We start from the raw sequence: 22,483 nt of genomic DNA on the forward strand, positions 1-22,483 counted from the left end.
CGCCGCTGTCGAGATTGTCAATTATTGCACCTGATAGCAGGCCAGGAACATGTCCAGCGCCGATTCCACCACGGTGCCTTGCATCTCGGTCGACAAAGCCGGCAAGCCCAGGGAAATCTGCGGCCAGAAGGCAAAGGATTTGAGCATGCCATGCAGCTGTTGCGCGGCAAATTCCGGGGCGACCGCTTTCAGGCGTCCATCGGCCTGGGCGGCTCGAATCCATATAGTGAGGTTTTCTTCGCGCTCCCCCATACGCGTCACCATGCTTTGCGCGCGCTCGGGAGAATGGATGGTGGCGGCGATGGCCACCCGCGCCAGATCGAGCAGATTTTCATCGCTCAGTACCGAAAGCTTTACCGTCAGCATATGACGCATCTGGTCACGCAGGGGCAGGTCGGGACGGTAAGGCACTTCCTGTTCCGCCGTGACCCGGACCCACAATTGATTGAGGATTTCAGCGAACAACTCTTCCTTGCTGGGGAAATGGTTGTACACCGTGCGCTTGGACACACCGGCGGTGGCGGCAATCCTGTCCATGCTGGTGATGTCGAATCCATTAGCACGGAATTCGACAATCGCCGCCTGAATGATGGCTTCGCGTTTGCGGTCGGTGAGGCGCTGTGGAGCTGTCATAAATACGCTTCGGCAGGAAGAAAGGAAAATTACACTCGGTAGTTTACTTGTGATCGGCTTTGATGCAACCTTGAAACTACACTGTGCAGTGTAATGTTTTGTTAATCCTGCCCGGTAAAACTAGAGTGCTCGGCTGATGCGTGCGTGTCTCGGCCATTTATCGTCCCAAAAACGGAAAACCGTGAAGCCTGCGGTTTTCCTGGAGTCATTGCCCCATGGCCAAATCAACTTCCGCGGCGAACAGCGCCTCCCAACCTGAAGCTTCCCGACAGGCTCAAGGACAGTTTCAAAACCACAGGCCGATTCAGCGTTTAAGCCTTGGCAAAACCTTGCGCATCCTCTGGAACGCGATGTTCCACAAACCGCGCAACACCCGGCCGACGGCGCCTGTACCGATGCAACCCCTGACGCAAGCGGCGTTGCTGGCAGCGCCAAACCACAGCGTCTATCGCCTCGGTCATTCCACGGTATTGCTCAAGCTGCGGGACAAATTCTGGATCACCGACCCGGTCTTCGCCGAACGCGCCTCCCCCGTGCAATGGGCCGGCCCCAAGCGTTTTCACCAACCGCCGATCAGCCTCGAGCAATTGCCGCCGATTGAAGCGGTGATACTGTCCCACGATCACTACGATCACCTGGACTATCACGCGGTGCTCAAGCTTGCCGACAAGGCCAGGTACTTCCTGACCCCGCTGGGCGTGGGTGACACCCTGATCGAGTGGGGGATAGACGCCAGCAAAATCCGCCAGCTGGACTGGTGGCAGGGTACCGAGGTCGAGGGCATCCAGTTCGTCGCCACCCCCTCGCAGCACTTTTCCGGTCGCGGCCTGTTCGACGGCAACAGCACCCTCTGGGCCTCGTGGGTGATGATCGATGGCGATACGCGGATCTTTTTCAGTGGCGACAGCGGCTACTTCGATGGCTTCAAACGCATTGGTGAACAATACGGCCCTTTCGACCTGACCCTCATGGAAACCGGCGCCTACAACGTCGACTGGCCCCATGTGCACATGCAGCCTGAGCAAACCCTGCAAGCCCACCTCGACCTCAAGGGGCGCTGGCTGCTGCCGATTCACAACGGCACCTTCGATTTGTCGACGCATGCCTGGTACGAACCCTTCGACCGCATCCTGGCCCTGGCCTGGGAGCGCAATGTCTCGATCACCACGCCGCGGATGGGCGAGGCGTTCAATATGCAGGCGGCGCAGCGCGGTACGGCGTGGTGGTATGAAGTCGAACGGCAGGTCTACCAGGATCAGCAAAGCCTGGTGTGAAGCACTACAGGTCAAGGCGAGTTTTCCTATGTGACCCGTGGGCAAGTGATGACGGACATTTCCGGCCATGTCTGTAGGCTGGAAAGCGAGTGAGCTCATTCACTCGCTACCACAAGGATGTCATTCACATGGATGTAAGGATAAGAGGCTGCATGACGCGGCTGGCCCAAGTTGTTCTGCTTTCGATCGCAAGCTACGCCAACGCACAACCATTGGAGTACTTGAGTGTCGATGAAATCAGCAAGGAAATGCAGCGCGGCCAGCTGAGTGCCGAGGCGCTGGTGCAACACCTGCAACAACGCATCGACAGGCTCGATAAAAACGGACCCACGATCAATTCGGTCATCGAGCTCAACCCCGATGCGCTGGCGATTGCCAGGTCGCTGGATCGGGAGCGAGAACGCGGGCATGTTCGCGGCCCCATGCACGGTATTCCGCTGTTGTTGAAAGACAACATCGATACGTCTGACCAGATGCAGACCAGCGCCGGATCATTGGCCATGATCGGGCAACCCGCCGCCGAGGATGCCTTTATCGTGCAACGGCTAAGGGCCGCAGGCGCGATCATTCTGGGCAAGACCAACCTCAGCGAGTGGGCAAACTTTCGTGACCCCGCGGTCCCCGACGGCTGGAGTGGCCGAGGCGGGCAAACCAGGAACCCGCATCTGTTAAGCCAGACGCCCTGCGGTTCAAGCTCCGGGTCCGGTGCGGCAGTGGCCGCAGGTTTTGCACCCTTGAGCGTAGGGACGGAAACCGCCGGCTCGATTATCTGTCCGGCATCGCTCAATGGGGTGGTGGGGGTCAAGCCCACCGTGGGGTTGTTGAGTCGCAGTGGCATTGTCGCTGTGACACACAAACTCGACACCCCTGGGCCGATGGCTCGCAGCGTTCGCGATGCGGCACTGCTGCTCAACGCCATGACGGGCAATGACGCCGCCGATCCGGTCAGTAAACCCCGAGCCCTCGATGGCGTGGACTACACGGCATTGCTGCGACCTGGTTCGCTGGTGGGGCGACGCCTCGGTTACCCACTCAAGTTCGATGTGAGCGGCGAGGCCGCGCAGAGCGATCCTCAGTTTTCCCGGGCGCTGGAAGTCATGCAGGCCGCCGGCGCAAAATTGATACCCATCGAGCTCAAAGACCCGCAGTCGGCGCAGGTGGAGGAGGCCCTGTCCATGGGAATCAAACGACACCTGCCTGAATACCTCGCGCAACGCACCGGCCTGCCCATCAAGAGCCTGGAAGACCTTGTCCGTTTCAATCAACGCACACCTGGGGTCGAAGACCATGGGCAAAGCGTGTTGATCGCGGCCAACAACCTGGTGTTTGACCCGCTTACCTACGAGCAACTGTGGCAGACCATCCAGAGTGAAAACGCCGCCGCCATCGATGACGTCCTGGTGCAGCACCAACTGGATGCCGTGGTGCTCGATGTCGGCTCACCGGGGTTGAATGTCGTTCCGCTGGCGGGCTACCCCAGCATCATGGTGCCTACCGGAGCGGATGAAGACGGGCTGCCCACGTCGGCATTATTCTTCGGTGCACGCTGGAGCGAAGCCAGCCTCCTGGCATTGGCGTATGGCTATGAACAAGCCTCCCATGCGCGGCCAATACCTGCATTCAGGCCCTAGTTTCAGTTCCATGCACATCTGGTCGTAGCGCAAGTGATGGCGCTGCGACCTCATTCAACCATCGCAAAATCCGCCCGCGCCACCGGATTCGGCGTAGGGCCTTTCACGTTCATCCCTCTACCCGGCGCAAACCCCGGGAAAAACACCAGCCCCTCAGCTTCAAGCCTGTATGCCAAGGCCAGACGAGTGACATCCAGCACCTCCTGCCGCGCCTCGAAGCGCTCGATGGCCTGCACGGAAACCCCGGCTTCGCGGGACAAGACTTCCACGCTCCAGCCCAGCATCGCTCGGGCCTGGGCGCAGTGGGCCGGGGTGAATTGGAAAAGGGCGATACGTTCCAGGGTGATTTTCATCGCTTGAGAGGCCATGGGTGTTCTCCGGGCTCGAGAGTACTGGTTTTAAATATACTGTGTTTTTGTACAGTTGTTTTCGATCCGGATCAAACGCATTTTTCGATTTTTCTGTTTCCTACCCCCATGGCCAGACGGAAGGTCACTGCCTTTATGGCTTGGATGACTCATCCAACCCCGGCGCCTCGCGTACGATAAAGTGATCCAGATTCTCGATATTGGCGCTGAACACCCCGAACGTCTGCTCGGGGTTTTTCTTGCTGGGCACCTGCCGCAACGCAGGCTGGACGCCATAAAAGAAGCAATACAATGGCTTCCCGCTCTCGATGGCGTGCTTGATTTCCTCCAGGAACGCCTTGCGTTTGCGGTAGCTGTCGATCAGCTTCTTGTTCAGGTAAACGTTGACCGAGTAGGGCGTCTTCTCGAACCAGACCTTCTTTTCGAAGTCGATGCGAAAGCTCTGGGTGTAGTCCTTGATCTGCTTGATCCTGCCCCAGTAAATCAGTCCCGGGTTGTCTTGCAGGTACTCGATCTTCTTGAAAAACGAGGCATAGGGCGCGGTGTGCTGGCCAATCTTCAGCGGCATGCGCTTGAGCAGCGCCTTGTCCTCGAAGTTCGACACGAAACATTCCACCGGATGGGCGAAGACACTGGTCTTGTCCGGCGCCGACTCGCGGCCGGATTGCTCGACGCTGCTGATCGTCGATGCCGCTGCTGGCTCAGCTCCTTGCAGATCGGCAGCCACCGTCGGGTGCGACGGCTTGCGCACATACTCTCGCCGACTGAGTAACAATTCCGACGGGAAATGTTCCTCGCGACTGTCATCCGTTTCCTCGCCGACCGAAGCCGGGGTTTTCAGGCTTGCATAAGGACAACCCGCGACATGCCGCGTACTCGGCAGATTCTTGAAGTGCGGCGTGCGCACGTAGTTGACGTTTTTGGCGTTGAACGTGCCCAAACCGTTCGCCGCATCAAACGCCAGGCGACAGGCATCGTTGGGGCACTGGAAATGTTCCTGTGCGGAATCGAACGCCATCGACTCGTCGAAATTCAGGTCGCGCACGTCATAGATCGACAGTTTTTCCTCGAGGCCGAGGCAATAGGCGAGGTCGAATTTCATGGGGTTACCACTGCGCCCGATGGGAACCCAGTTCAGACGCTGCAAGCGTCCACTGCACGGGCGTCCCGGTGATCTTGAGCGGCACATGCAGGCGATGTGCCGGGCCCCATGGCGTCTGTTCGACCAGCATGCCCTGATCCTGTTCGTCTTCAGCCCGCAATGGCTCGGCGCTACCGGGACCCTGGTCGATCAACAGCTTCGCCGTACGCGCCAACGACAGCCGCGCCGAACCACCCAGGCCGTTGTTCAAGCGTTCTGCCAACAAGCGGATCGCACTGGCCGCCATCAGATACCCGGTGGCGTGATCGAGCGCCTGCAGTGGCAAGGGCGTCGGTTTGTCCGCCTGCTGGCTGAGCATGCCCGCGTGCGCGATGCCGCTGCTCATCTGCACCAGGCTGTCGAAGCCGCGACGGTTCTGCCACGGACCGCTCCAGCCGTAGGCGTTGAGGCAAACGTCGATCAGGCCGGGGATCCGCTGCTGTCGTTCGGCGGCACCATACCCCAGGCGCTCCAGGGCATCGGCGCGGTAACCGTGGAGCACGATGTCGGCGTCCTTGAGCAGGCTTTCGAATACCTGGCGATCGGTTTGGTCGTGCAGATCCAGGCGTGCACAACGCTTGCCCAGCGTCATCTCCGGCACCACGCCCGGCTCGTTCCAGGAGGGTGGGTCGATGCGCAATACATCGGCGCCAAGGCCCGCGAGAAAGCGGCTGGCGACCGGGCCTGCGAGTACGCGGGTCAGGTCCAGCACCTTGATTCCGGCCAAGGGGCGCGCCACCGAACCTTGCCAGATTGTGTTCTGCGGAGTGTGGCCGGCGCTGAACTGAACCAGCGGTTCGGCGTTGACCGCGAGCCCTTGCGGATGGGCCTGCCACTGTTCCCACGTGCGCATTTCGGCGGCACAGCCACCGGCATCGACCACGGCCTGTTCCAGGTCAGTCCTGGCCCATTGCGCCACTTTAGCTGCCATCGACTTGCGGTCGATGCAAGCGCCCAGCACGGCTTCAGCGGCGGCGCGGTGATGGGGCGCATTGGTGTGCAGACGAATCCAGCCGTCCTTCGTGGCGTAGTCGCCAGCAATCGGGTCCCACAGTGGCGGGACCTTCCAGCCCAGCGGGCGGATCGAACTGGAAAACCAGAAGGAGGCCAGGCGCCGGTCGACTTCAAGGCCGGGCAAGCGTCCGGTTTGTTGATGCAGCAATTCGCTGACCGCCTGGCCGGCGGCGGCGATGCTGGCGCACGCCAGGTCGGTGACGGCGAACGCCGAGGGCAGGGCGCCGCTGGAGGTGAATGTCAGGGGGGTGAGCGGCAAGCCGAGTTCGGCTTGAATGGACGTGAGTAGATCAGTCATCGAAGGGCTCTCCGGAACGAGAGCCCGAGCATAAAACAAAAAAACCTCAGAGCTGATGAAAACCCCGTAGGAGCTGCCGAAGGCTGCGATCTTTTGATCTTGAAAAATCAAAAGATCGCAGCCTTCGGCAGCTCCTACAGGTAAGGATCACACCCGGAACTGATCCATCAGTTTCATCTGCTGGGTGGTCAGGGCATTGAGCTGGCTGCTGATCTGCGCCGATTCGGTGGCCTGGCCGGTCAGGGTTTCGGTGACGGTACGGATCGCCGAGACGTTGCGGTTGACCTCTTCGGCCACGGCACTTTGCTGTTCGGCGGCGCTGGCGATCTGCAGGTTCATGTCGCTGATCACCGTGACCGCGTCGCTGATCTTGCCCAAGGCCTGCACCGCTTGCTGGATCTGCCCGGCGTTGCTGTGGGCCTGGGTCTGGCTCGAGTGCATGGTGGCGACCACACCGCGGGTGCCGCTCTGGATGCGCTCGATCACCAGGCGAATCTCTTCCACCGAGTCCTGGGTGCGCTTGGCCAGGTTGCGCACTTCGTCGGCGACCACCGCAAAGCCGCGACCGCTCTCGCCGGCCCGGGCAGCTTCGATCGCCGCGTTGAGCGCCAGCAGGTTGGTCTGTTCGGCGATGCTGCGGATCACCTCCAGTACCGAGCCGATCTGCTCGCTGTTGACCGCCAGTGCCTCGACTTCAGTCACGGCCTTGCTGACTTCGTCGGCCAGTTGATTGATGTCGCGGGTGCTGCGCTCGATGATCTGCATGCCATCGCGGGCCGACTGATCGGCGCCCTTTGCCGCACTGGCGGCGTTCGATGCGCTGTTGGCGACGTCGTGGGCGGTGGCGCTCATTTCATTGGAGGCGGTGGCGACCTGGTCTATTTCGCGAAATTGCACCTGCATGCCTTCGCTGGTCTGGCGGGCGATTTCCAAAGACTGGTCGGCGGTGCCGCGGGCATCGGTAATGCTCTGCTTGATCTGCGCGATGGTCGGCTGCAGCTTGTCGAGGAAACGGTTGAACCAGCTGACCAGCTCACCCAGTTCATCCTTCTTGCTGTAATGCAGGCGCTGGGTCAGGTCGCCGTCGCCACTGGCAATCGCCTTGAGCATCACGGCCACGCTATTGATCGGCCGGGTCACGCCTGACGCGGTCAGCCACATCAGCAGCAGGCCGAGCAGGCCGGCAACGACGGCGACCAGGATCGCCTTGAGCGTGCCGCTTTGCTGGGCATCGTCGAGCACCGCTTGCAACTTCACCGAATCGGCCAGCAGCACTTGCTTGGGCAAGTCGATCACCACGCCCCAGGGCTTGGCGTCGGCAATCGGGCTGACCGGGTACACCGCGCGGATCAGGTCGCCCTGTTGAAGAATCTTCGGCGCACCGCCGGCCAGCGATTGCTGGATGTCCTTACCCTCTGCGCCCAGGGTGTCGCCGATGCTTTTGCCGACCTTGCCAGCGTCGACACTGTAGGCGGCGAGCACGCCGGTGCCGGAGACGATCAGCATGTGCCCGGCGTTGTTGAACAGCTCGCGCTGGGAGTCGACGGCCGCGGCCTGCAGGGTGTCGAGGGCGATGTCGATACCGACTACGCCGATGACCTTGCCGTCCACCAGCAGCGGCAGGGAAATGGTGGTCATCAACACTTCCTTGTCCGCGACGGTGTCGGCGTACGGGTCCAGCAGGCAGGTACGCTTGCTGTCCCGGGGGCAGGTGTACCACACGTTGTAGGGTGTGCCGCTGAGGTTCAGGGTGGTCTTGGTCATGTCTTCTTCGACCATGATCGTGTTGAGTGCGGTCCCTGCGCTACGGCTCCAGTAAGAGGCGAAACGACCGATTTCGTTGGACTGGCGGGCGGCGTCTCCGACGAATTCGCTGTCCTTGCCGTCCAGGCCATTGGGTTCGAACGCCAGCCAGATCCCCAGCACCTTGCCGTTGCGCTCGAAGGCGGTCTTCAGGCTCTGGTTGAGCTCCTCGCGCAGGGTGCCGGCGTCCAGCGAACGCTTGGCGGCCATGGTGCGCAGGTCCTTGATCTGGTCCGCCAGGGCGGTCACCACCGTCAGGGTTTCACCGAACGTCTTCTGCACCCGCACCGCTTGCTCGGCGGCCTTGGCCTGGAGCAGGTCCTGCACGCTGTCGGTGAGCATTGTGCTGCTGGAAGCGCTGACCAGCTCATCGTTCTGATTGGTCTGGTAGAAATTCATGCCCACGATCGAAGCGACCACGCCAAGCAGGCACAGACCGGACAGCAGGACGATTTTCAGGCGGATGGACAGTGAGTCGAACATGGGGCGAGCTCGCGAATGGATGAGAGGTTGGCTGTGAGCCATGGCGGCTCGACACGCCAAATCCATTTAGCGCCATTCCAGCACATCGGCGGGGGGTACAGATTGCATGAGTGGGCTGCCGACGAACGGTCATGTTTGAACGTTTGCGCGGGGGAATGTGCCGAAAAGCTGGTGAAAAACGGGGAAGTTTGTCGGCGTTATGCCAGTGATTCCGGTCGCGACCAGATCCACAGGTTGCCCAGGCTCATGCCGGCAATCGCCAGGTAGATCGGCCAGCCATGATCGAGCATCACCAGCATGAGCCCGGCACATACCAGCATGCTGACACTGGCGCTGACCTTGGCCCGGCGCGCAATGATTTTGCCGTTGCGCCAGTTACTGAGAATGGGGCCGAACAGCCGATGGTTTTCCAGCCAGGCACTCAGGCGCGGTGAGCTTCGGGTGGCAGCCCAGGCGGCCAGCAGGATGAATTCGGTGGTCGGCAGGCCGGGTATGACAATGGCGACCAGGCCGATGCCGAGGCTGACGTAGGCCAGCAGGCCGAAGAGGAAGCGGGCGAGTTTGGAGGAGGCAGGCATGGGGCGCTTGATCAGAATTCTTTGGACTGACTCGGTCCCCTGTGGGAGCGGGCTTGCTCGCGAAGGCGGTGTGTCAGGCGACATTGATATCACTGACACGACGCCTTCGCGAGCAAGCCCGCTCCCACAGGGGAGGGGTGGGGTGTCAGGCGATTTCCGGGGTGGTGGCGTACGCTTGTTCCAGCAATACCGTGAAGCGGTTGAAGGCGTCGATGGCGCCTTTGTCCAGTTCGGCTTCTTCCTCTGCGCTGAGTTTCAGTTCATCGAGGGTCTTGACGAAATTTTTCCAGCCTTGCGCGCGGCCACCTTCAGGTTCGCCAAGGTGGCGGGCGCCGAAGGTTTCGCTCAGGCCTAGGCCCACGGCACGCTTGATCAGGAACGCTGCGCCCAGCTTCGAGCCTTCGGAGACGAAAAGCCAGCCCAGGGCCTGGGCCTTGCTCGGGTTTTGCAGCGCACCGGCCACGGGCGCCGGAACTTCGGTGTCGAGGTCTGCCAGGTCGGCCTTGGCTGCATCGGCACGGCATCGGGCCGGCAGGTCCGGGACGATGGCTGTCAGTTCTGCATCGTTGTACAGCGCCACCAGCTCCGATTGGAACAGGTATTGCGCCACCACAAAACGGGCGAAGTTGGCCTGGGTTTCAAAGGGTGCGTGGGCTTTGACCAGTGCATCGAGCTTGCTGTGGGGCTCGTTGGTGACCTGGTTCAAGCGTTGCGAGCGCAGGGTGGGGCGTTGGGCGGTGTCCTGGGTGGTCATGGCAAATCCTTGAAAAGAAGAGGCGCTTGGTAACGAGACGAATGAGCAGGCGTGTGACAGTAAAAAATCCTCACCGGGCGGCTATCAGAGCGCCGCCCGGTGTGCACAGGTTCAGATGTCCCAGACCAGATTGATCGCGAAGTTGCGTCCAGGCTGAGTCAGGCGATCGAGGTTGGCCGGTTGCGTCACCGACGCTTCGCCGACGTTGTCGTAGCCACGCACGTCATCCCACAGCCAGTACTTCTTGTCGGTCAGGTTGTAGACGCCGCCGCTGACGGTCACGTCGTCGGTGACCTTGTAGTAGGCGCTCAGGTCGAGAATGCCGAAGCCCGGGGTCTTGAACTGGCTGCTGACGCCGTCCGGAGACTTGAAGTTGCTGTCGTCGACGCGGTCCTTCTTTTTCACCAGGGTCCAGCTGAGCAGGCCGCCGTAATGGTCCTGGTCATAACCGAGGCCGAACACGCCGGTCAGTGGATTGACACTGTTGATCGGCTCGCCGTTGTCGTTGTTGCGACCGTAGGCGTAGGCCACCGAGCCCTGGGTATAGAGGCCTTGGGGGACGCCAAAGGCGTCGAGGTTCAGGCGGCCCTTGACCTCCGCACCCTTGATGGTGGCGTGCTTGATGTTGGCGCTCTGGAAGGTCGGTTCGTCGTAGCCCGGGGTGACCGCGTCTTCGTTGATGAAGTCGCGGTACTTGTTATAGAACACCGCCACATCGAAGGAGCCCTGCTCGAAGTTGCCCCGCAGGCCGGTCTCGTAGCTCTGGCTTTTTTCCGGGTCCAGGTCCGGGTTCGGTTCCACCCGGTAGCCGGTAGCGGAGTTTTCAAAGCGCCCGTACAGCGCCTTGGCGGTCGGGGTGCGGAACCCTTCGGCGTACTGGCCATACCAGGTGTAGTTTTCCGTCAGGGCATAGGTCAGGCCGAATTTGGGCGAGACTTTGTGCCAGGTCTTGTTGCCGTCGCTGACGGTACCAAGGCCGTCCGGGTCCACGGTGTTGAGGAACTCCTGGGTGATGTCCGGCTTGAGTTCGGTGTAGTCGTAGCGCAGGCCGGGCAGGAAGGTCCAGTCGTTCCAGCTGATCTGGTCCTGTGCGAACAGGCTGTAGGTGTTGATGGTCGGGTCCGGGAAGTCGCTGGATTTCTTCAGCACGTCCGCCGGGCTGGGAGCACCGATGGCGGTGCAGCCGCGACCGACCGCCAGGCAGGTGGCGTTGCCGCTGCGTGAGCCGGTGACTTTCTGCTGCTTGAGGGTAGTGCCGTAGGTCAGAAGGTGTTCGGTGTCGGCAATGCTGAAGCCCTTCTCAAATTGAGCGTCGAAGACCCACTGCTTTTCTTCGTAGACCGTGTCCCGGGTACGCAACACCTTGCGGGTGATCGGGAAGTAGACCTCGTCAGTGCTCTGGTCGGTCTTGGCGATCTGGTGGTTCAGGCTCCACTTGACGTTATCCACCAACAGGCTGTCGAGCGCGAAGCTGTGCTCCAGGCCGAAGCGTTCACGGGTAATGGTGTCGTTGCCGGTACGCGACTGGTACATGCCGCCGGGCAGGATGCTGTCGGGAATGGTCGGCGCGCCTGCAAAGTAAGGACCGCCATAGGCGCTTTTCTGATCGGTGTCGCGATCGTCCTTGTATTTCTCGTAGGTCAGGCCCAGGCGTGCATCGTCCTTGTAGTTCCAGCCGAGCTTGGCCAGCACGTTGGTGGCGCGCACATCTTCAGGGTTGGCGGCGGTGCGGGTCAGGCCGGTGCTGTTGTTGCTGCCGTAGGATTCGGTTTCATGACCGTCGCGCTGGCTGTAGTGCAGCAGGCCGTCGAACTGGTCGGCGCGACCGGCCACGGTGGCGGATTTCAGCCAGCTTTCGTCGGCGGAGCTGTAGCCGGTCTTCAGGCGGGCACCGACGTCCTGGCCTGGCTTGATGATGTCGTCCGGGTCCAGGGTGTAGTAGCTGACGGCACCACCGATGGCGTTGCTGCCGTAGAGCACCGAAGCCGGACCGCGAAGGATTTCCACGCGCTTGATGATCTCGGGGTCGACGTAGTTGCGCTGGGTCTTGGCGTAAGGACCGTTGAAGAAACCGTTGGGAATCTCGACACCGTCGATCTGGGTCAGAACTCGGTTACCGTCGATGCCGCGGATGTTGTAGCCGCTGATCCCGCCACGGGTACCGGCACCGCCCACCGAAACGCCTGGCTCGTAGCGCACCAGGTCCTTGATGGTGTTGACGTTGTTGCGGTCCAGCTCTTCGCGGGTGTGGACGGTGACGGTGCTGGGGACGCTGTTCACGTCCTGCTCGTTACGCGTGGCGCTGATCGTCACCTGTTGCAGGTTCAGGGTGCCGGCATTGCTGCGGCGCTCCAGCACGATGTTGTTGCTGCCCAGTTTTCGATAGCTCAGGTTGGTCCCCACCAACAGGCGATCCAGGGCTTTTTCCGGCGGCAGCGAGCCACGCACGCCCGGCGAGCTCATGCCTTGCGCCAGTTCGGCGGAAAAGCCCACCTGCCAGCCTGTCACGGCGGTAAAGGCATTGAGTGCCGAGACCAGCGGCTGTGGCGCAATGGTGAACGCGTAATCGCCCATTTTGCGCGACGGCTGCTCGGCTGCAGTGGCGGCCATGACCGGTGCAGTACCGGCCATCAGGATGGCGGCGGTCAGCAGCGACAGTACGCGGGAAGGTGAAGAGGCTGGGCGGGTAAGGCGAGAGGACATCGATAGCGCTCCGTGTCGCACGAATCTTTATAGGTGCTGATTGGCATCAAGGATGCGAATCAATTGCATTGGCTATAACGAGACGTACGAGCTTCGGCTATCGAGTAAAAATAATTCTCATTCAGTTCAAGATGACCAGTGCCGGGAATTCCTGGAGCCGGGCCGATGTGATGTGCGCCAGGGAGCGGACCACGTCCAGCGGCTGGTCGAGACGGTAGTTTCCGGTCACGGCGACATCAGCCAACTGCTCGTTGTTGTTGATGATCCAGCCCGGATAGTAGCGACGCAATTCCGCCAGCACCTGGCTCAGCGGGCAGTTTTCAAACACCAGGCGGCCCTGGACCCAGGCCAGGTCGGTGGCTGCATCCAGTTTGGCCGGGCGGTCGAAACCGTTGGGGCCGATGCGGATGCTTTCCCCAGCGGTCAGGCGTACCAGGGCGTTGTCGCCGCTGGCGCGCAAGTCGACATCCCCTCGCTGCACCCGAACCTGAGTCACGCCGTCGAGGTAACGCACGGCAAACGCGGTATCGCGGACACTCGCCGTAACTCGCCCGGCGTCGATTTCCAGCGGCAGGCCGCGATGGGGCTGCACGTCGAAAAACGCCTCGCCCTGATACAGGCGGGCCACGCGCTTCTGATCGTTGATGGTGCTGGAAAAGGCCGAGTTGGTGTTGAGCAGGACTTGCGAGCCGTCTTCCAGTTGCAGGCGCTGGCGCTCACCGACCACGGTCAGGTGATCGGCCTGCAGGCGCATGGGCAGATTGCTGAAACTGAACAAACCGAGGATCAGCACGGCGGCCGTGGCCAGGGGTTTCCAGTGCGGACGCAGGCGCGACAGCACGCTGACTTTTGTGGGCTGCGTTGCCAGGGTTTGCGCGCATTGGGTGACTGGCGCACCGTTCCAGATCGCCTGGGCCCTGGCAAACGCTTCGGCGTGCGCCGGGTCGGCCGCGAGCCATTGGTGGAACTGGCGGGTCTGTTCTTCGCTCGGGCTGTCCAGCACGATCAGCCAGTCCAGGGCCTGGTCCATCGCCTCGGCTGTAGCCTGCGCCGGGGCAGGCGAAGGGGCGCGGTGGGTGTCCGTCACGGTGTTTACTCGGAAGGTTGAGAGATGCAGTTTCAAGCTTCAAGCTACATGCTGCAAGCTCGGTTCGGCGGTGGAGCTTGCAGCTTAAAGCTTGCCGCTGCTGTTCTCTGCGACAGCCATACATATCGTCATGATCAGTTTCAGCTCTTTCTGCACGGTACTGAGCGAGACGCCGAGTTTCTCGGCGATCTCCAGGTAGCTGTGGCCGTGCAGGCGGCTGAGGATGAAAATTTGCTGCTGGCGGGCACTGAGTTGACTGAGGCGCACGTTCAAACGCTCGAGCAGTTGTTCGGCATGGGCGGCGTCTTCGGCACTGCTGGCGGGGGCGGCGACGCTTTCCACCACCTCCAGTGGCACGTCGTCGACCATGGTGCGCGAGTGGATGCGCCGCGCACGCAGGTGGTCCAGCGCCAGGTTGCGGGCGGTCTGGAAAACGAAGGGTTCGAGGTGATCGATGGCCCGCTCGCCGAGCGCCCGGGTCACGCGCAGGTAGGTCTCCTGCAGGAGGTCTTCGGCGGTGCTGTGATTGTTGACCATCCGCTCCAGCGTGCGCAGCAGGGAGACTCGCTGGGTGATGAAGACGTCGTTGAAGCGCGATTGACTCACGGGAGGACCTGATCCATTTTAAGCGAATGATAATGCTTATCATCTACTTGAATGGTCAAGTCCTGATTTGTGAAGGTTTACGCACGACCCTGCAAATACGTCGCGTAATCGGGAATCCTATGGGCGTGTGCCTGATCCATCAGCGGGCTGCTGAGCAGGTAGTCGGCGCTGCATTCGTTGCATGCCACCGGGATGTTCCAGACCGCCGCGACCCGCAGCAATGCCTTGATGTCGGGGTCGTGTGGCTGTGGTTCGAACGGGTCCCAGAAGAACACCAGCATGTCGACCCTTTGCTCGGCGATGCGTGCGCCGAGCTGTTGGTCGCCGCCCAGGGGGCCGCTGATCATGCTCTCCACGGGCAGGTCCAGGCGTTGTTGCAACAACAACCCGGTGGTGCCGGTGGCGACCAGTTCATGTTGGGCCAGGCGGTCTTTCTGACGTGCCGCCCAGTCCAGCAAAAACACCTTGCAGTGGTCGTGGGCGACCAGGGCGATGCGCTTGCGCGCGGCGATGGATTTTTGGGTGAAGCTGATACCGATCATGGAGTGTTCCACAGGCGATTTGCGAGGGTGATTCTGAGGACGCCATCGCCAGCAAGCCGGCTCCTACAAGGCGCGTCGTATGCGATTCCTGTAGGAGCCGGCTTGCTGGCGATGGCGATCATGCAGGCGCCGAATTATTCGGCGTGGCATAGCGCCAGGCAGTTATCGAGCATGCGGTTGGAGAAGCCCCATTCGTTGTCGTACCAGGCCAGCACCTTGAGCAGCTTGCCGCTGGACTTGGTGTGGTTGGCGTCGAAGATCGACGACAGCGGGTTGTGGTTGAAGTCGCTGGAAACCAGCGGCAAGGTGTTGTAGCCGAGGATTTTCGAGTGCTGGGCGGCTTGCTTGAGCAGTTCGTTGACTTCTTCCTTCGACGCTTCGCGCTTGAGCTGCACGGTCAGGTCGACCAGGGAGACGTTGATCACCGGCACGCGCACGGCCATGCCGGTCAGTTTGCCCGCCAGTTCCGGCAGCACCAGGCCGACCGCTTCGGCAGCACCGGTCTTGCTCGGGATCATGTTCTGGGTGGCCGAACGGGCGCGGTACGGGTCGCTGTGGTAGACGTCGGTCAGGTTCTGGTCGTTGGTGTAGGCATGGATGGTGGTCATCAGGCCGCTTTCGATGCCCAGTTCGCGGTGCAGTACCTGAGCCACCGGGGCCAGGCAGTTGGTGGTGCACGAGGCGTTGGAAATAATCTGGTGCGACTGGCGCAGAATGTCGTGGTTGACTCCATATACCACGGTGGCGTCGGCGCCTGCGGCCGGGGCCGAGATGATCACTTTGCGTGCGCCGGCCGTAATATGCGCGGCGGCTTTGGCGCGGTCGGTGAACAGACCGGTGCATTCGAACACCACATCGATCTTTTCCGCAGCCCAGGGCAGGTCGGCCGGATTGCGAATGGCGCTGACCGAAATGCGGTCGCCGTTGACGGTCAGACTTTCCTGGTCATGCTGGACATCGGCTTCGAACGTGCCGTGAACCGTGTCGTACTTGAGCAAGTGCGCATTGATAGCGCTGTCTCCCAGGTCGTTGATGGCGACGATCTGCAAATCCTGGCGATAGCCTTGGGTATAGAGTGCTCGGAGGACGTTACGACCAATGCGGCCAAAACCATTGATTGCGATTCGTAGAGTCATTTATCAGCGCCGCCGTCGTTTTGTTGTTGGAATTACAAGATTATTCGCAAAAAAATAGAAAACAAGCCTTTTTAATGGCAATATTTTATTCAATCTACAACGAGTGACCTGAATCAACTGGTCCAACCGATCAAGAAAACCGTCTGTCATCCCATCGACACCGGCCTTTGATCAGCATAGACAATCAGGTCGCCACATCCGTTAGCCTGGAGTTCTACACATGCATCCCCGCGTCCTTGAGGTCACCGAACGGCTTATCGCCCGCAGTCGCGCCACGCGTGAGGCTTACCTTGCACTGATTCGCGATGCCGCCAGCGACGGTCCTATGCGCGGCAAGCTGCAATGCGCCAACTTCGCCCACGGCGTGGCCGGTTGCGGCAGCGACGACAAGAACAGCCTGCGGATGATGAACTCCGCCAATATCGCAATTGTTTCGTCATATAACGACATGCTCTCGGCGCACCAGCCGTACGAAGTCTTCCCCGAACTGATCAAGAAGGCCCTGCGCGAAATCGGCTCCGTCGGCCAGTTCGCCGGCGGTACCCCGGCCATGTGCGATGGCGTGACCCAGGGCGAGCCGGGCATGGAGCTGAGCCTGCCGAGCCGCGAAGTCATCGCGCTGTCCACCGCCGTGGCGCTGTCCCACAACATGTTCGATGGCGCGCTGATGCTCGGCATCTGCGACAAGATCGTCCCGGGCCTGATGATGGGCGCGCTGCGCTTCGGCCACCTGCCGATGATCTTCGTCCCGGGCGGGCCGATGGTGTCGGGTATTTCCAACAAGCAGAAAGCCGACGTGCGCCAGCGCTACGCCGAAGGCAAGGCCAGCCGCGAAGAGCTGCTGGAGTCGGAAATGAACTCCTACCACAGCCCCGGCACCTGCACCTTCTACGGCACCGCCAACACCAACCAGCTGTTGATGGAAGTCATGGGCCTGCACTTGCCGGGCGCTTCCTTCGTCAACCCGAACACGCCGTTGCGCGACGCCCTGACCCGCGAAGCGGCGCACCAGGTGACGCGCATCACCAAGCAGAACGGCGACTACCTGCCGATCGGCGAAATCGTCGACGAGCGTTCGCTGGTCAACTCCATCGTCGCCCTGCACGCCACCGGCGGCTCGACCAACCACACCTTGCACATGCCGGCGATCGCCATGGCGGCGGGCATCCAGCTGACCTGGCAGGACATGGCCGACCTCTCCGAGGTGGTGCCGACCCTGAGCCACGTCTACCCGAACGGCAAGGCCGACATCAACCACTTCCAGGCCGCGGGCGGCATGTCGTTCCTGATTCGCGAACTGCTGGACGCCGGGCTGCTCCACGAAAACGTCAACACCGTGCTCGGTCACGGCCTGCGCCGTTACACCATGGAGCCGTTCCTCGACAACGGTGAACTGGTCTGGCGCGAAGGCATTACCGAAAGCCTCGATGAAAGCATCCTGCGTCCGGTCGCCCGCGCATTCTCGCCGGAAGGTGGTCTGCGGGTGATGGAAGGCAACCTCGGTCGCGGCGTCATGAAAGTTTCCGCCGTAGCACTGGAAAACCAGATCGTCGAAGCGCCCGCCATGGTGTTCCAGGATCAGCAGGACCTGGCCGATGCGTTCAAGGCCGGTTTGCTGGAGAAGGATTTTGTCGCGGTGATGCGCTTCCAGGGCCCGCGTTCCAACGGCATGCCGGAACTGCACAAGATGACGCCATTCCTTGGCGTGCTGCAGGATCGCGGCTTCAAGGTGGCCCTGGTGACCGACGGGCGCATGTCCGGTGCGTCGGGGAAAATCCCGGCGGCCATCCATGTCAGCCCCGAAGCTTATGTGGGCGGCGCTTTGGCACGGGTGCAAGAGGGCGATATCATCCGCGTCGATGGCGTCAAAGGCACCCTGGAGCTTAAGGTGGACGCCGAAGAATTTGCAGCGCGCACACCAGCCAAGGGTTTGTTGGGCAACAACATCGGCACCGGTCGCGAACTGTTTGGTTTCATGCGCATGGCCTTCAGCTCGGCGGAGCAGGGGGCCAGCGCCTTCACTTCTGCCCTGGAGACGCTTAATTGAAACTGGCTTTGGTCGGTGACATCGGAGGCACCAACGCACGTTTCGCGTTGTGGAAAAACCAGCAATTGGAAAGCGTCCAGGTGCTGGCGACGGCCGATCACGCCAGCCCGGAAGAGGCGATCAGCCTCTACCTGAGCGGACTCGGCTTGGCGCCGGGTTCCATCGGCTCGGTATGCCTGTCGGTGGCAGGCCCCGTGAGCGGCGACGAATTCAAATTCACCAACAATCACTGGCGTTTGAGCCGCAAGGGTTTCTGCAAGACCTTGCAGGTCGATCAGCTGCTGCTGGTCAACGATTTCTCGGCCATGGCCCTGGGCATGACCCGCCTGCAACCCGGCGAATTTCGCGTGGTGTGCGAAGGCACGCCGGAGCCGTTGCGCCCGGCGGTGGTGATTGGCCCGGGTACGGGGCTGGGCGTTGGCACGTTGCTCGATCTGGGCGACGGGCGTTTTGCCGCGTTGCCGGGGGAGGGCGGTCACGTCGATCTGCCGCTGAGCAGTCCGCGCGAGACTCAACTGTGGCAGCACATCTTCAACGAGATCGGCCATGTCAGCGCTGAAACGGCGTTGAGTGGCGGCGGCTTACCCCGAGTTTATCGGGCGATCTGTGCGGTGGACGGTCACACGCCGGTACTCGAAACCCCGGAGGCGATTACGGCTGCCGGGTTGGCGGGCGATCCGATTGCCCTGGAAGTGCTCGAACAATTCTGCAGCTGGCTCGGTCGCGTGGCCGGCAACAATGTGCTGACCACCGGTGCGCGTGGTGGTGTGTTCATCGTTGGCGGGGTGATCCCGCGCTTCGCCGATTTCTTCCTCGAAAGCGGCTTCGCTCGATGCTTTGCCGACAAGGGTTGCATGAGCGATTACTTCAAGGGGATTCCGGTGTGGCTGGTGACGGCGCCATATTCCGGGTTGATGGGGGCAGGGGTAGCACTGGAACAATCTGTCCCAGTGTGAAATGCGATCAAAAATGTGGGAGCGGGCTTGCTCGCGAAAACGGTTTTACATTCAACACATTCGTTGACTGACACACCGCTTTCGCGAGCAAGCCCGCTCCCACAATTGTTTCTGTGGTGTTTGTAGAAATGGTGCTTAAGGCATAATCCGCCCAATTCAAATAACAAGGACGCCTTCCTGTGAGCTCAGTCAACAAGTCGATTTTGTTGGTCGATGACGATCAAGAGATACGCGAGTTGCTGGACACCTACCTGACCCGCGCGGGTTTCCAGGTGCGTACCACGCCCGATGGCGCCGGCTTTCGCCAGGCCCTCAACGACGCCCCCAGCGACCTGGTGATCCTCGACGTGATGCTGCCGGACGAAGACGGTTTCAGCCTGTGCCGCTGGATTCGCCAGCACCCGCGTCAGTCACAGGTGCCGATCATCATGCTCACCGCCAGCTCCGACGAGGCCGACCGGGTCATCGGCCTGGAGCTGGGGGCCGACGACTACCTGGGCAAGCCCTTCAGCCCCCGGGAATTGCAGGCACGCATCAAGGCCTTGCTGCGCCGGGCCCAGTTCGGCCAGGAGCGCTCCGGCAACGAAGTGCTGGCCTTCGATGACTGGCGCCTGGACATGGTCAGTCATCGCCTGTTCCACATCGATGGCGAAGAGGTGATTCTGTCCGGTGCCGATTTCGCCCTGTTGAAGCTGTTCCTCGATCACCCCCAGGAAATCCTCGACCGCGACACCATCGGCAACGCCACCCGTGGCCGGGATCTGATGCCCCTGGACCGCATCGTCGACATGGCGGTCAGTCGTCTGCGCCAGCGTCTGCGCGATACGGAAAAACCACCGCGGCTGATTCGCACCGTACGGGGTAGCGGCTATCAGCTGGCAGCCAGTGTGGTTGCCGCCAATGGTCACTGATTTTTTGCGTAAGCTCGCCGGCCGCGTGCCGGTGCCACGCTCGCTGCTCGGGCGCATGTTGTTGCTGACGTTACTCGCGGTGTTGTTTGCCCAGACCTTGTCGAGCGTGATCTGGGTTTCCCAGTTACGTGCGACCCAGCTGGAAGGCCTGGTCACCAGCGCGCGCAGCCTCGCTCACTCGATGAACGCCAGCGTCAGTTACCTGCGCTCGTTGCCGGTGGCCTATCGCCCGCTGGTGCTCGACCAGCTGCGCAGCATGGGCGGTACGCGGTTCGTGGTGACGCTCAATGACAAACCCCTGGGCATGGAAGTGTTGCCGATCACGCCCCGCAAGGAAGCGGTGATCAAGGCGGTGGACCAGGTGCTACGCCAGTCCCTCGGGCAGGACACCGACATCTCGGTAACCTTTGTCAGCCCCGAAGACCTGCGCATCTTCAACGCTGGTCTCAAGCTCGACGAACTGCCACGTTCCTGGGCGCACTACGCGCTGACCCTGGAGCCGGTGAACCCGCCGGTGCTGGTCACGCAGATCCAGATGGCGCCGGGCGAATGGCTGTACATCGCCTCGCTGTTGCCTGAGCCCTACACCAGTCTTGAAGAACAAGGCCTGCCGGCGCAGCAGGTGTGGTTCATCGTCCTCACCAGCGGCTTCCTGCTGTTGTTCATCGGCCTGTTGGTGCACTGGCAAAGCCGGCCGCTCAAGCGCCTGGCGCGGGCGGCGCGGGATTTGTCGCTGGGCGCCGACGTCGAGCCGGTGGCCGAAGGCGGCGGCAGTGAAGTGGTCGAAGTCGGCCGCGCCTTCAACACCATGCGCGAGCGCATCAGCCGTTACCTGACCGAACGCAGCCAGTTGTTCAGCGCGATTTCCCACGACTTGCGCACCCCGATCACCCGTTTGCGCCTGCGGGTCGAATTGCTCGAAGACGAACAGCTGCAAGCCAAGTTCGGGCGTGACCTGGATGAGCTGGAGCTGCTGGTCAAGGGCGCACTGCAATGTGTGAAAGACACCGACATCCACGAGAACATCGAGCAGGTCGACCTCAACCATGTGCTCGAGTGCCTGGTCGAACCGTACCTGTCACCCAATGGTAACGGCCGCGTGACCCAGCAAGGCCGCGCCCTGGCGGCCTATCCGGGCAAACCACTGGCGCTCAAGCGTTGCATCGGCAACCTGATCGACAACGCCCTGAAGTACGGCCAGAACGCCCACCTGCACATCGATGACGACGACAGCGCGTTTGTCCTGCATGTCGATGATGAAGGGCCAGGGGTTCCCGAGCAGCGACTGGAGCAGGTGTTCGAGCCGCACTTTCGTCTGGCCGGGCAGCAGCAGGGATATGGGTTGGGGTTGGGGATTGCGCGCAATATTGCCCATAGTCATGGGGGTGAAGTGAGTTTGCAGAATTTGCGTGAGGGGGGGTTGCGGGTGACCCTGCAACTGCCCCGCAGTGTTGATTAGTAATACCGCGTTATCGTTCTTCGCGAGCAAGCCCGCTCCCACAGTTGGAATGCATTCCAACTGTGGGAGATTCTATGTTTGGGGGGAAGCCCCCAAGACTGGATTTGGCTGATACTCGCTCTGGTTCTTCATCAGGGCGAACGCCACTCGTGCCAGCTTTCGAGCCAGGATGACCAGCACTTGAGTCGTCTTTAATCCTCGCTCCAGATAGCGTTCGTAAAACGGCTTCCAGGTCTTCGAGCGACTGGCAGCCATCGCGGCGTTATGCAGCAGACGCCGTATTTCTGAGTCACCTTTCTTGGTCAGCTTTCGACGTCCGTTCATTTGCCCCGAATCAGAGACTCTCAAATCCATTCCAAGGAACGCGATATAGGCGTCACCACTGGCGAAGTCGCCACGTTGAAATGCCATCGTCAGTGCGGTGGCGGTAAGAAAACCGACCCCCTCTACGGCCTGGCAGCGTTTGACTTGATCCAACAGACCCGCCTCTTTGACGACTTCCAACAGCTTCTTCTGGATGAGTAAATCCAATCGACCCATGGCAGCTATCTGTTGTTTGAATGCCGCTTTCAGCAGCGGCTCGTCGTTCCAGCTTTGAGTCAGGCTGACACGCGCCTGGACCAATGTCGCTCGTCTTCGAAGCAGGCTTTGAAGCTTGGTATAGACCTTCGGCGGCGGGCTCCAAGGACGTAGCTCTTCCTCTTCGTTCTTCAAGTAACGCGCCAGTAAACGCGCGTCGCTGGCATCTGTTTTGGCGCGGCCACCCACTCCTTTGCGGTAGTTACTCAAACGGAAACCGTCGATGACATAGACGGCATGTCCCATTGCATGAGCCAGCTCAACCGTATCCAGGTGATAGATATTGGTGGCTTCAATCGCGATGGCGCTGTTTGCAGGTAACGTTTTCAGCCACTTTGTAAGAGACGGTTTATCGTTTGACACGGGTAACAGCAGATCCGTGTCGGCCTGATAGACCACCACTTCGGCCTTGGCGACATCCACTCCGACTACAGAACGCGAGACACTCATTGCCACAAAGAAAGCTCCGGGTTAGGGTTT

19 protein-coding genes and 1 pseudogene are annotated in these 22,483 nt (G+C 61.1%); 6 read left to right on the top strand and 14 right to left on the bottom strand.

Going from position 1 to position 22,483, the window contains the following annotated elements:
* Positions 1-21: 21 nt before the first annotated feature.
* On the bottom strand, positions 22-633 hold the full coding sequence (locus tag ACM6I6_RS09690; RefSeq protein ID WP_323607256.1) for a TetR/AcrR family transcriptional regulator: 612 nt from the start codon (positions 631-633) through the stop codon (positions 22-24).
* Between the two features lie 215 nt (positions 634-848).
* Here ACM6I6_RS09690 and ACM6I6_RS09695 point away from each other — a divergent pair, with 215 nt between their 5' ends.
* Together ACM6I6_RS09695 and ACM6I6_RS09700 are read left to right on the top strand one after the other, a co-directional pair.
* On the top strand, positions 849-1,907 hold the full coding sequence (locus ACM6I6_RS09695) for an MBL fold metallo-hydrolase (RefSeq protein ID WP_414919816.1): 1,059 nt from the start codon (positions 849-851) through the stop codon (positions 1,905-1,907).
* A 152-nt stretch (positions 1,908-2,059) separates the two neighbouring features.
* Positions 2,060-3,538: an amidase family protein gene (locus tag ACM6I6_RS09700; protein ID WP_414919817.1), complete on the top strand. Its 1,479-nt coding sequence runs from the start codon at positions 2,060-2,062 to the stop codon at positions 3,536-3,538.
* Between the two features lie 50 nt (positions 3,539-3,588).
* On the opposite strand, the gene ACM6I6_RS09705 is transcribed toward ACM6I6_RS09700, so the two are convergent.
* From ACM6I6_RS09705 to gap, 12 genes and pseudogenes are all read right to left on the bottom strand, one after another.
* Positions 3,589-3,906: a helix-turn-helix transcriptional regulator gene (locus ACM6I6_RS09705; RefSeq protein WP_323607252.1), complete on the bottom strand. Its 318-nt coding sequence runs from the start codon at positions 3,904-3,906 to the stop codon at positions 3,589-3,591.
* A gap of 133 nt (positions 3,907-4,039) precedes the next feature.
* Complete coding sequence (locus ACM6I6_RS09710; protein ID WP_414919818.1) at positions 4,040-5,008, bottom strand: hypothetical protein; 969 nt, start codon at positions 5,006-5,008, stop codon at positions 4,040-4,042.
* 4 nt (positions 5,009-5,012) lie between these two features.
* Positions 5,013-6,359 carry a CoA transferase gene (locus ACM6I6_RS09715; protein WP_274073370.1) on the bottom strand — a complete coding sequence of 449 codons (1,347 nt, stop codon included), beginning with the start codon at positions 6,357-6,359 and terminating at the stop codon, positions 5,013-5,015.
* A gap of 147 nt (positions 6,360-6,506) precedes the next feature.
* A complete protein-coding gene (locus ACM6I6_RS09720; protein WP_408601063.1) occupies positions 6,507-7,262 on the bottom strand; it encodes a methyl-accepting chemotaxis protein in 756 nt (251 codons plus the stop codon).
* A gap of 150 nt (positions 7,263-7,412) precedes the next feature.
* Positions 7,413-8,711: pseudogene (locus ACM6I6_RS09725) on the bottom strand (chemotaxis protein); the annotation flags it as partial.
* Positions 8,712-8,842: 131 nt separating this feature from the next.
* Positions 8,843-9,223: a YbaN family protein gene (locus tag ACM6I6_RS09730; protein ID WP_414919819.1), complete on the bottom strand. Its 381-nt coding sequence runs from the start codon at positions 9,221-9,223 to the stop codon at positions 8,843-8,845.
* 145 nt (positions 9,224-9,368) lie between these two features.
* Positions 9,369-9,977, bottom strand: a complete 609-nt coding sequence (locus tag ACM6I6_RS09735; RefSeq protein ID WP_274073373.1) for a biliverdin-producing heme oxygenase — start codon at positions 9,975-9,977, stop codon at positions 9,369-9,371.
* Between the two features lie 111 nt (positions 9,978-10,088).
* Positions 10,089-12,680, bottom strand: coding sequence for a TonB-dependent receptor (locus ACM6I6_RS09740; RefSeq protein WP_414919820.1), 2,592 nt, complete (start codon positions 12,678-12,680; stop codon positions 10,089-10,091).
* 121 nt (positions 12,681-12,801) lie between these two features.
* Positions 12,802-13,767 carry a FecR family protein gene (locus tag ACM6I6_RS09745; RefSeq protein ID WP_323607245.1) on the bottom strand — a complete coding sequence of 322 codons (966 nt, stop codon included), beginning with the start codon at positions 13,765-13,767 and terminating at the stop codon, positions 12,802-12,804.
* Between the two features lie 84 nt (positions 13,768-13,851).
* On the bottom strand, positions 13,852-14,373 hold the full coding sequence (locus tag ACM6I6_RS09750) for an RNA polymerase sigma factor (RefSeq protein WP_274073376.1): 522 nt from the start codon (positions 14,371-14,373) through the stop codon (positions 13,852-13,854).
* A 77-nt stretch (positions 14,374-14,450) separates the two neighbouring features.
* The gene (locus ACM6I6_RS09755) at positions 14,451-14,915 is read right to left on the bottom strand and encodes a methylglyoxal synthase (RefSeq protein ID WP_323607244.1); all 465 of its coding nucleotides are present in this window, start codon (positions 14,913-14,915) and stop codon (positions 14,451-14,453) included.
* 134 nt (positions 14,916-15,049) lie between these two features.
* Positions 15,050-16,051 carry a type I glyceraldehyde-3-phosphate dehydrogenase gene (gene gap / locus ACM6I6_RS09760; protein ID WP_274073378.1) on the bottom strand — a complete coding sequence of 334 codons (1,002 nt, stop codon included), beginning with the start codon at positions 16,049-16,051 and terminating at the stop codon, positions 15,050-15,052.
* A gap of 220 nt (positions 16,052-16,271) precedes the next feature.
* Between gap and edd the strand changes: the two genes are divergently transcribed.
* The 4 genes from edd (at position 16,272) to ACM6I6_RS09780 (ending at position 21,424) form a co-directional block, all read left to right on the top strand.
* A complete protein-coding gene (edd, locus tag ACM6I6_RS09765) occupies positions 16,272-18,098 on the top strand; it encodes a phosphogluconate dehydratase (RefSeq protein ID WP_008056761.1) in 1,827 nt (608 codons plus the stop codon).
* Positions 18,095-19,054, top strand: a complete 960-nt coding sequence (locus tag ACM6I6_RS09770; RefSeq protein ID WP_274073379.1) for a glucokinase — start codon at positions 18,095-18,097, stop codon at positions 19,052-19,054. Before edd ends, ACM6I6_RS09770 begins: the two co-directional genes overlap by 4 nt.
* A 179-nt stretch (positions 19,055-19,233) precedes the next feature.
* Positions 19,234-19,965 (top strand): response regulator, encoded by a 732-nt coding sequence (locus ACM6I6_RS09775; protein ID WP_274073380.1) that lies wholly within the window; start codon positions 19,234-19,236, stop codon positions 19,963-19,965.
* On the top strand, positions 19,955-21,424 hold the full coding sequence (locus tag ACM6I6_RS09780) for an ATP-binding protein (RefSeq protein WP_323607242.1): 1,470 nt from the start codon (positions 19,955-19,957) through the stop codon (positions 21,422-21,424). Before ACM6I6_RS09775 ends, ACM6I6_RS09780 begins: the two co-directional genes overlap by 11 nt.
* Positions 21,425-21,496: 72 nt before the next feature.
* Here ACM6I6_RS09780 and ACM6I6_RS09785 read toward each other — a convergent pair whose 3' ends face one another.
* Positions 21,497-22,459, bottom strand: a complete 963-nt coding sequence (locus ACM6I6_RS09785) for an IS110 family transposase (protein ID WP_274073711.1) — start codon at positions 22,457-22,459, stop codon at positions 21,497-21,499.
* Between the last annotated feature and the right edge of the window lie 24 nt (positions 22,460-22,483).

The sequence above is a fragment of the Pseudomonas sp. IT-P218 genome (assembly GCF_949767605.1).
Lineage (GTDB): Bacteria > Pseudomonadota > Gammaproteobacteria > Pseudomonadales > Pseudomonadaceae > Aquipseudomonas > Aquipseudomonas putida_AE.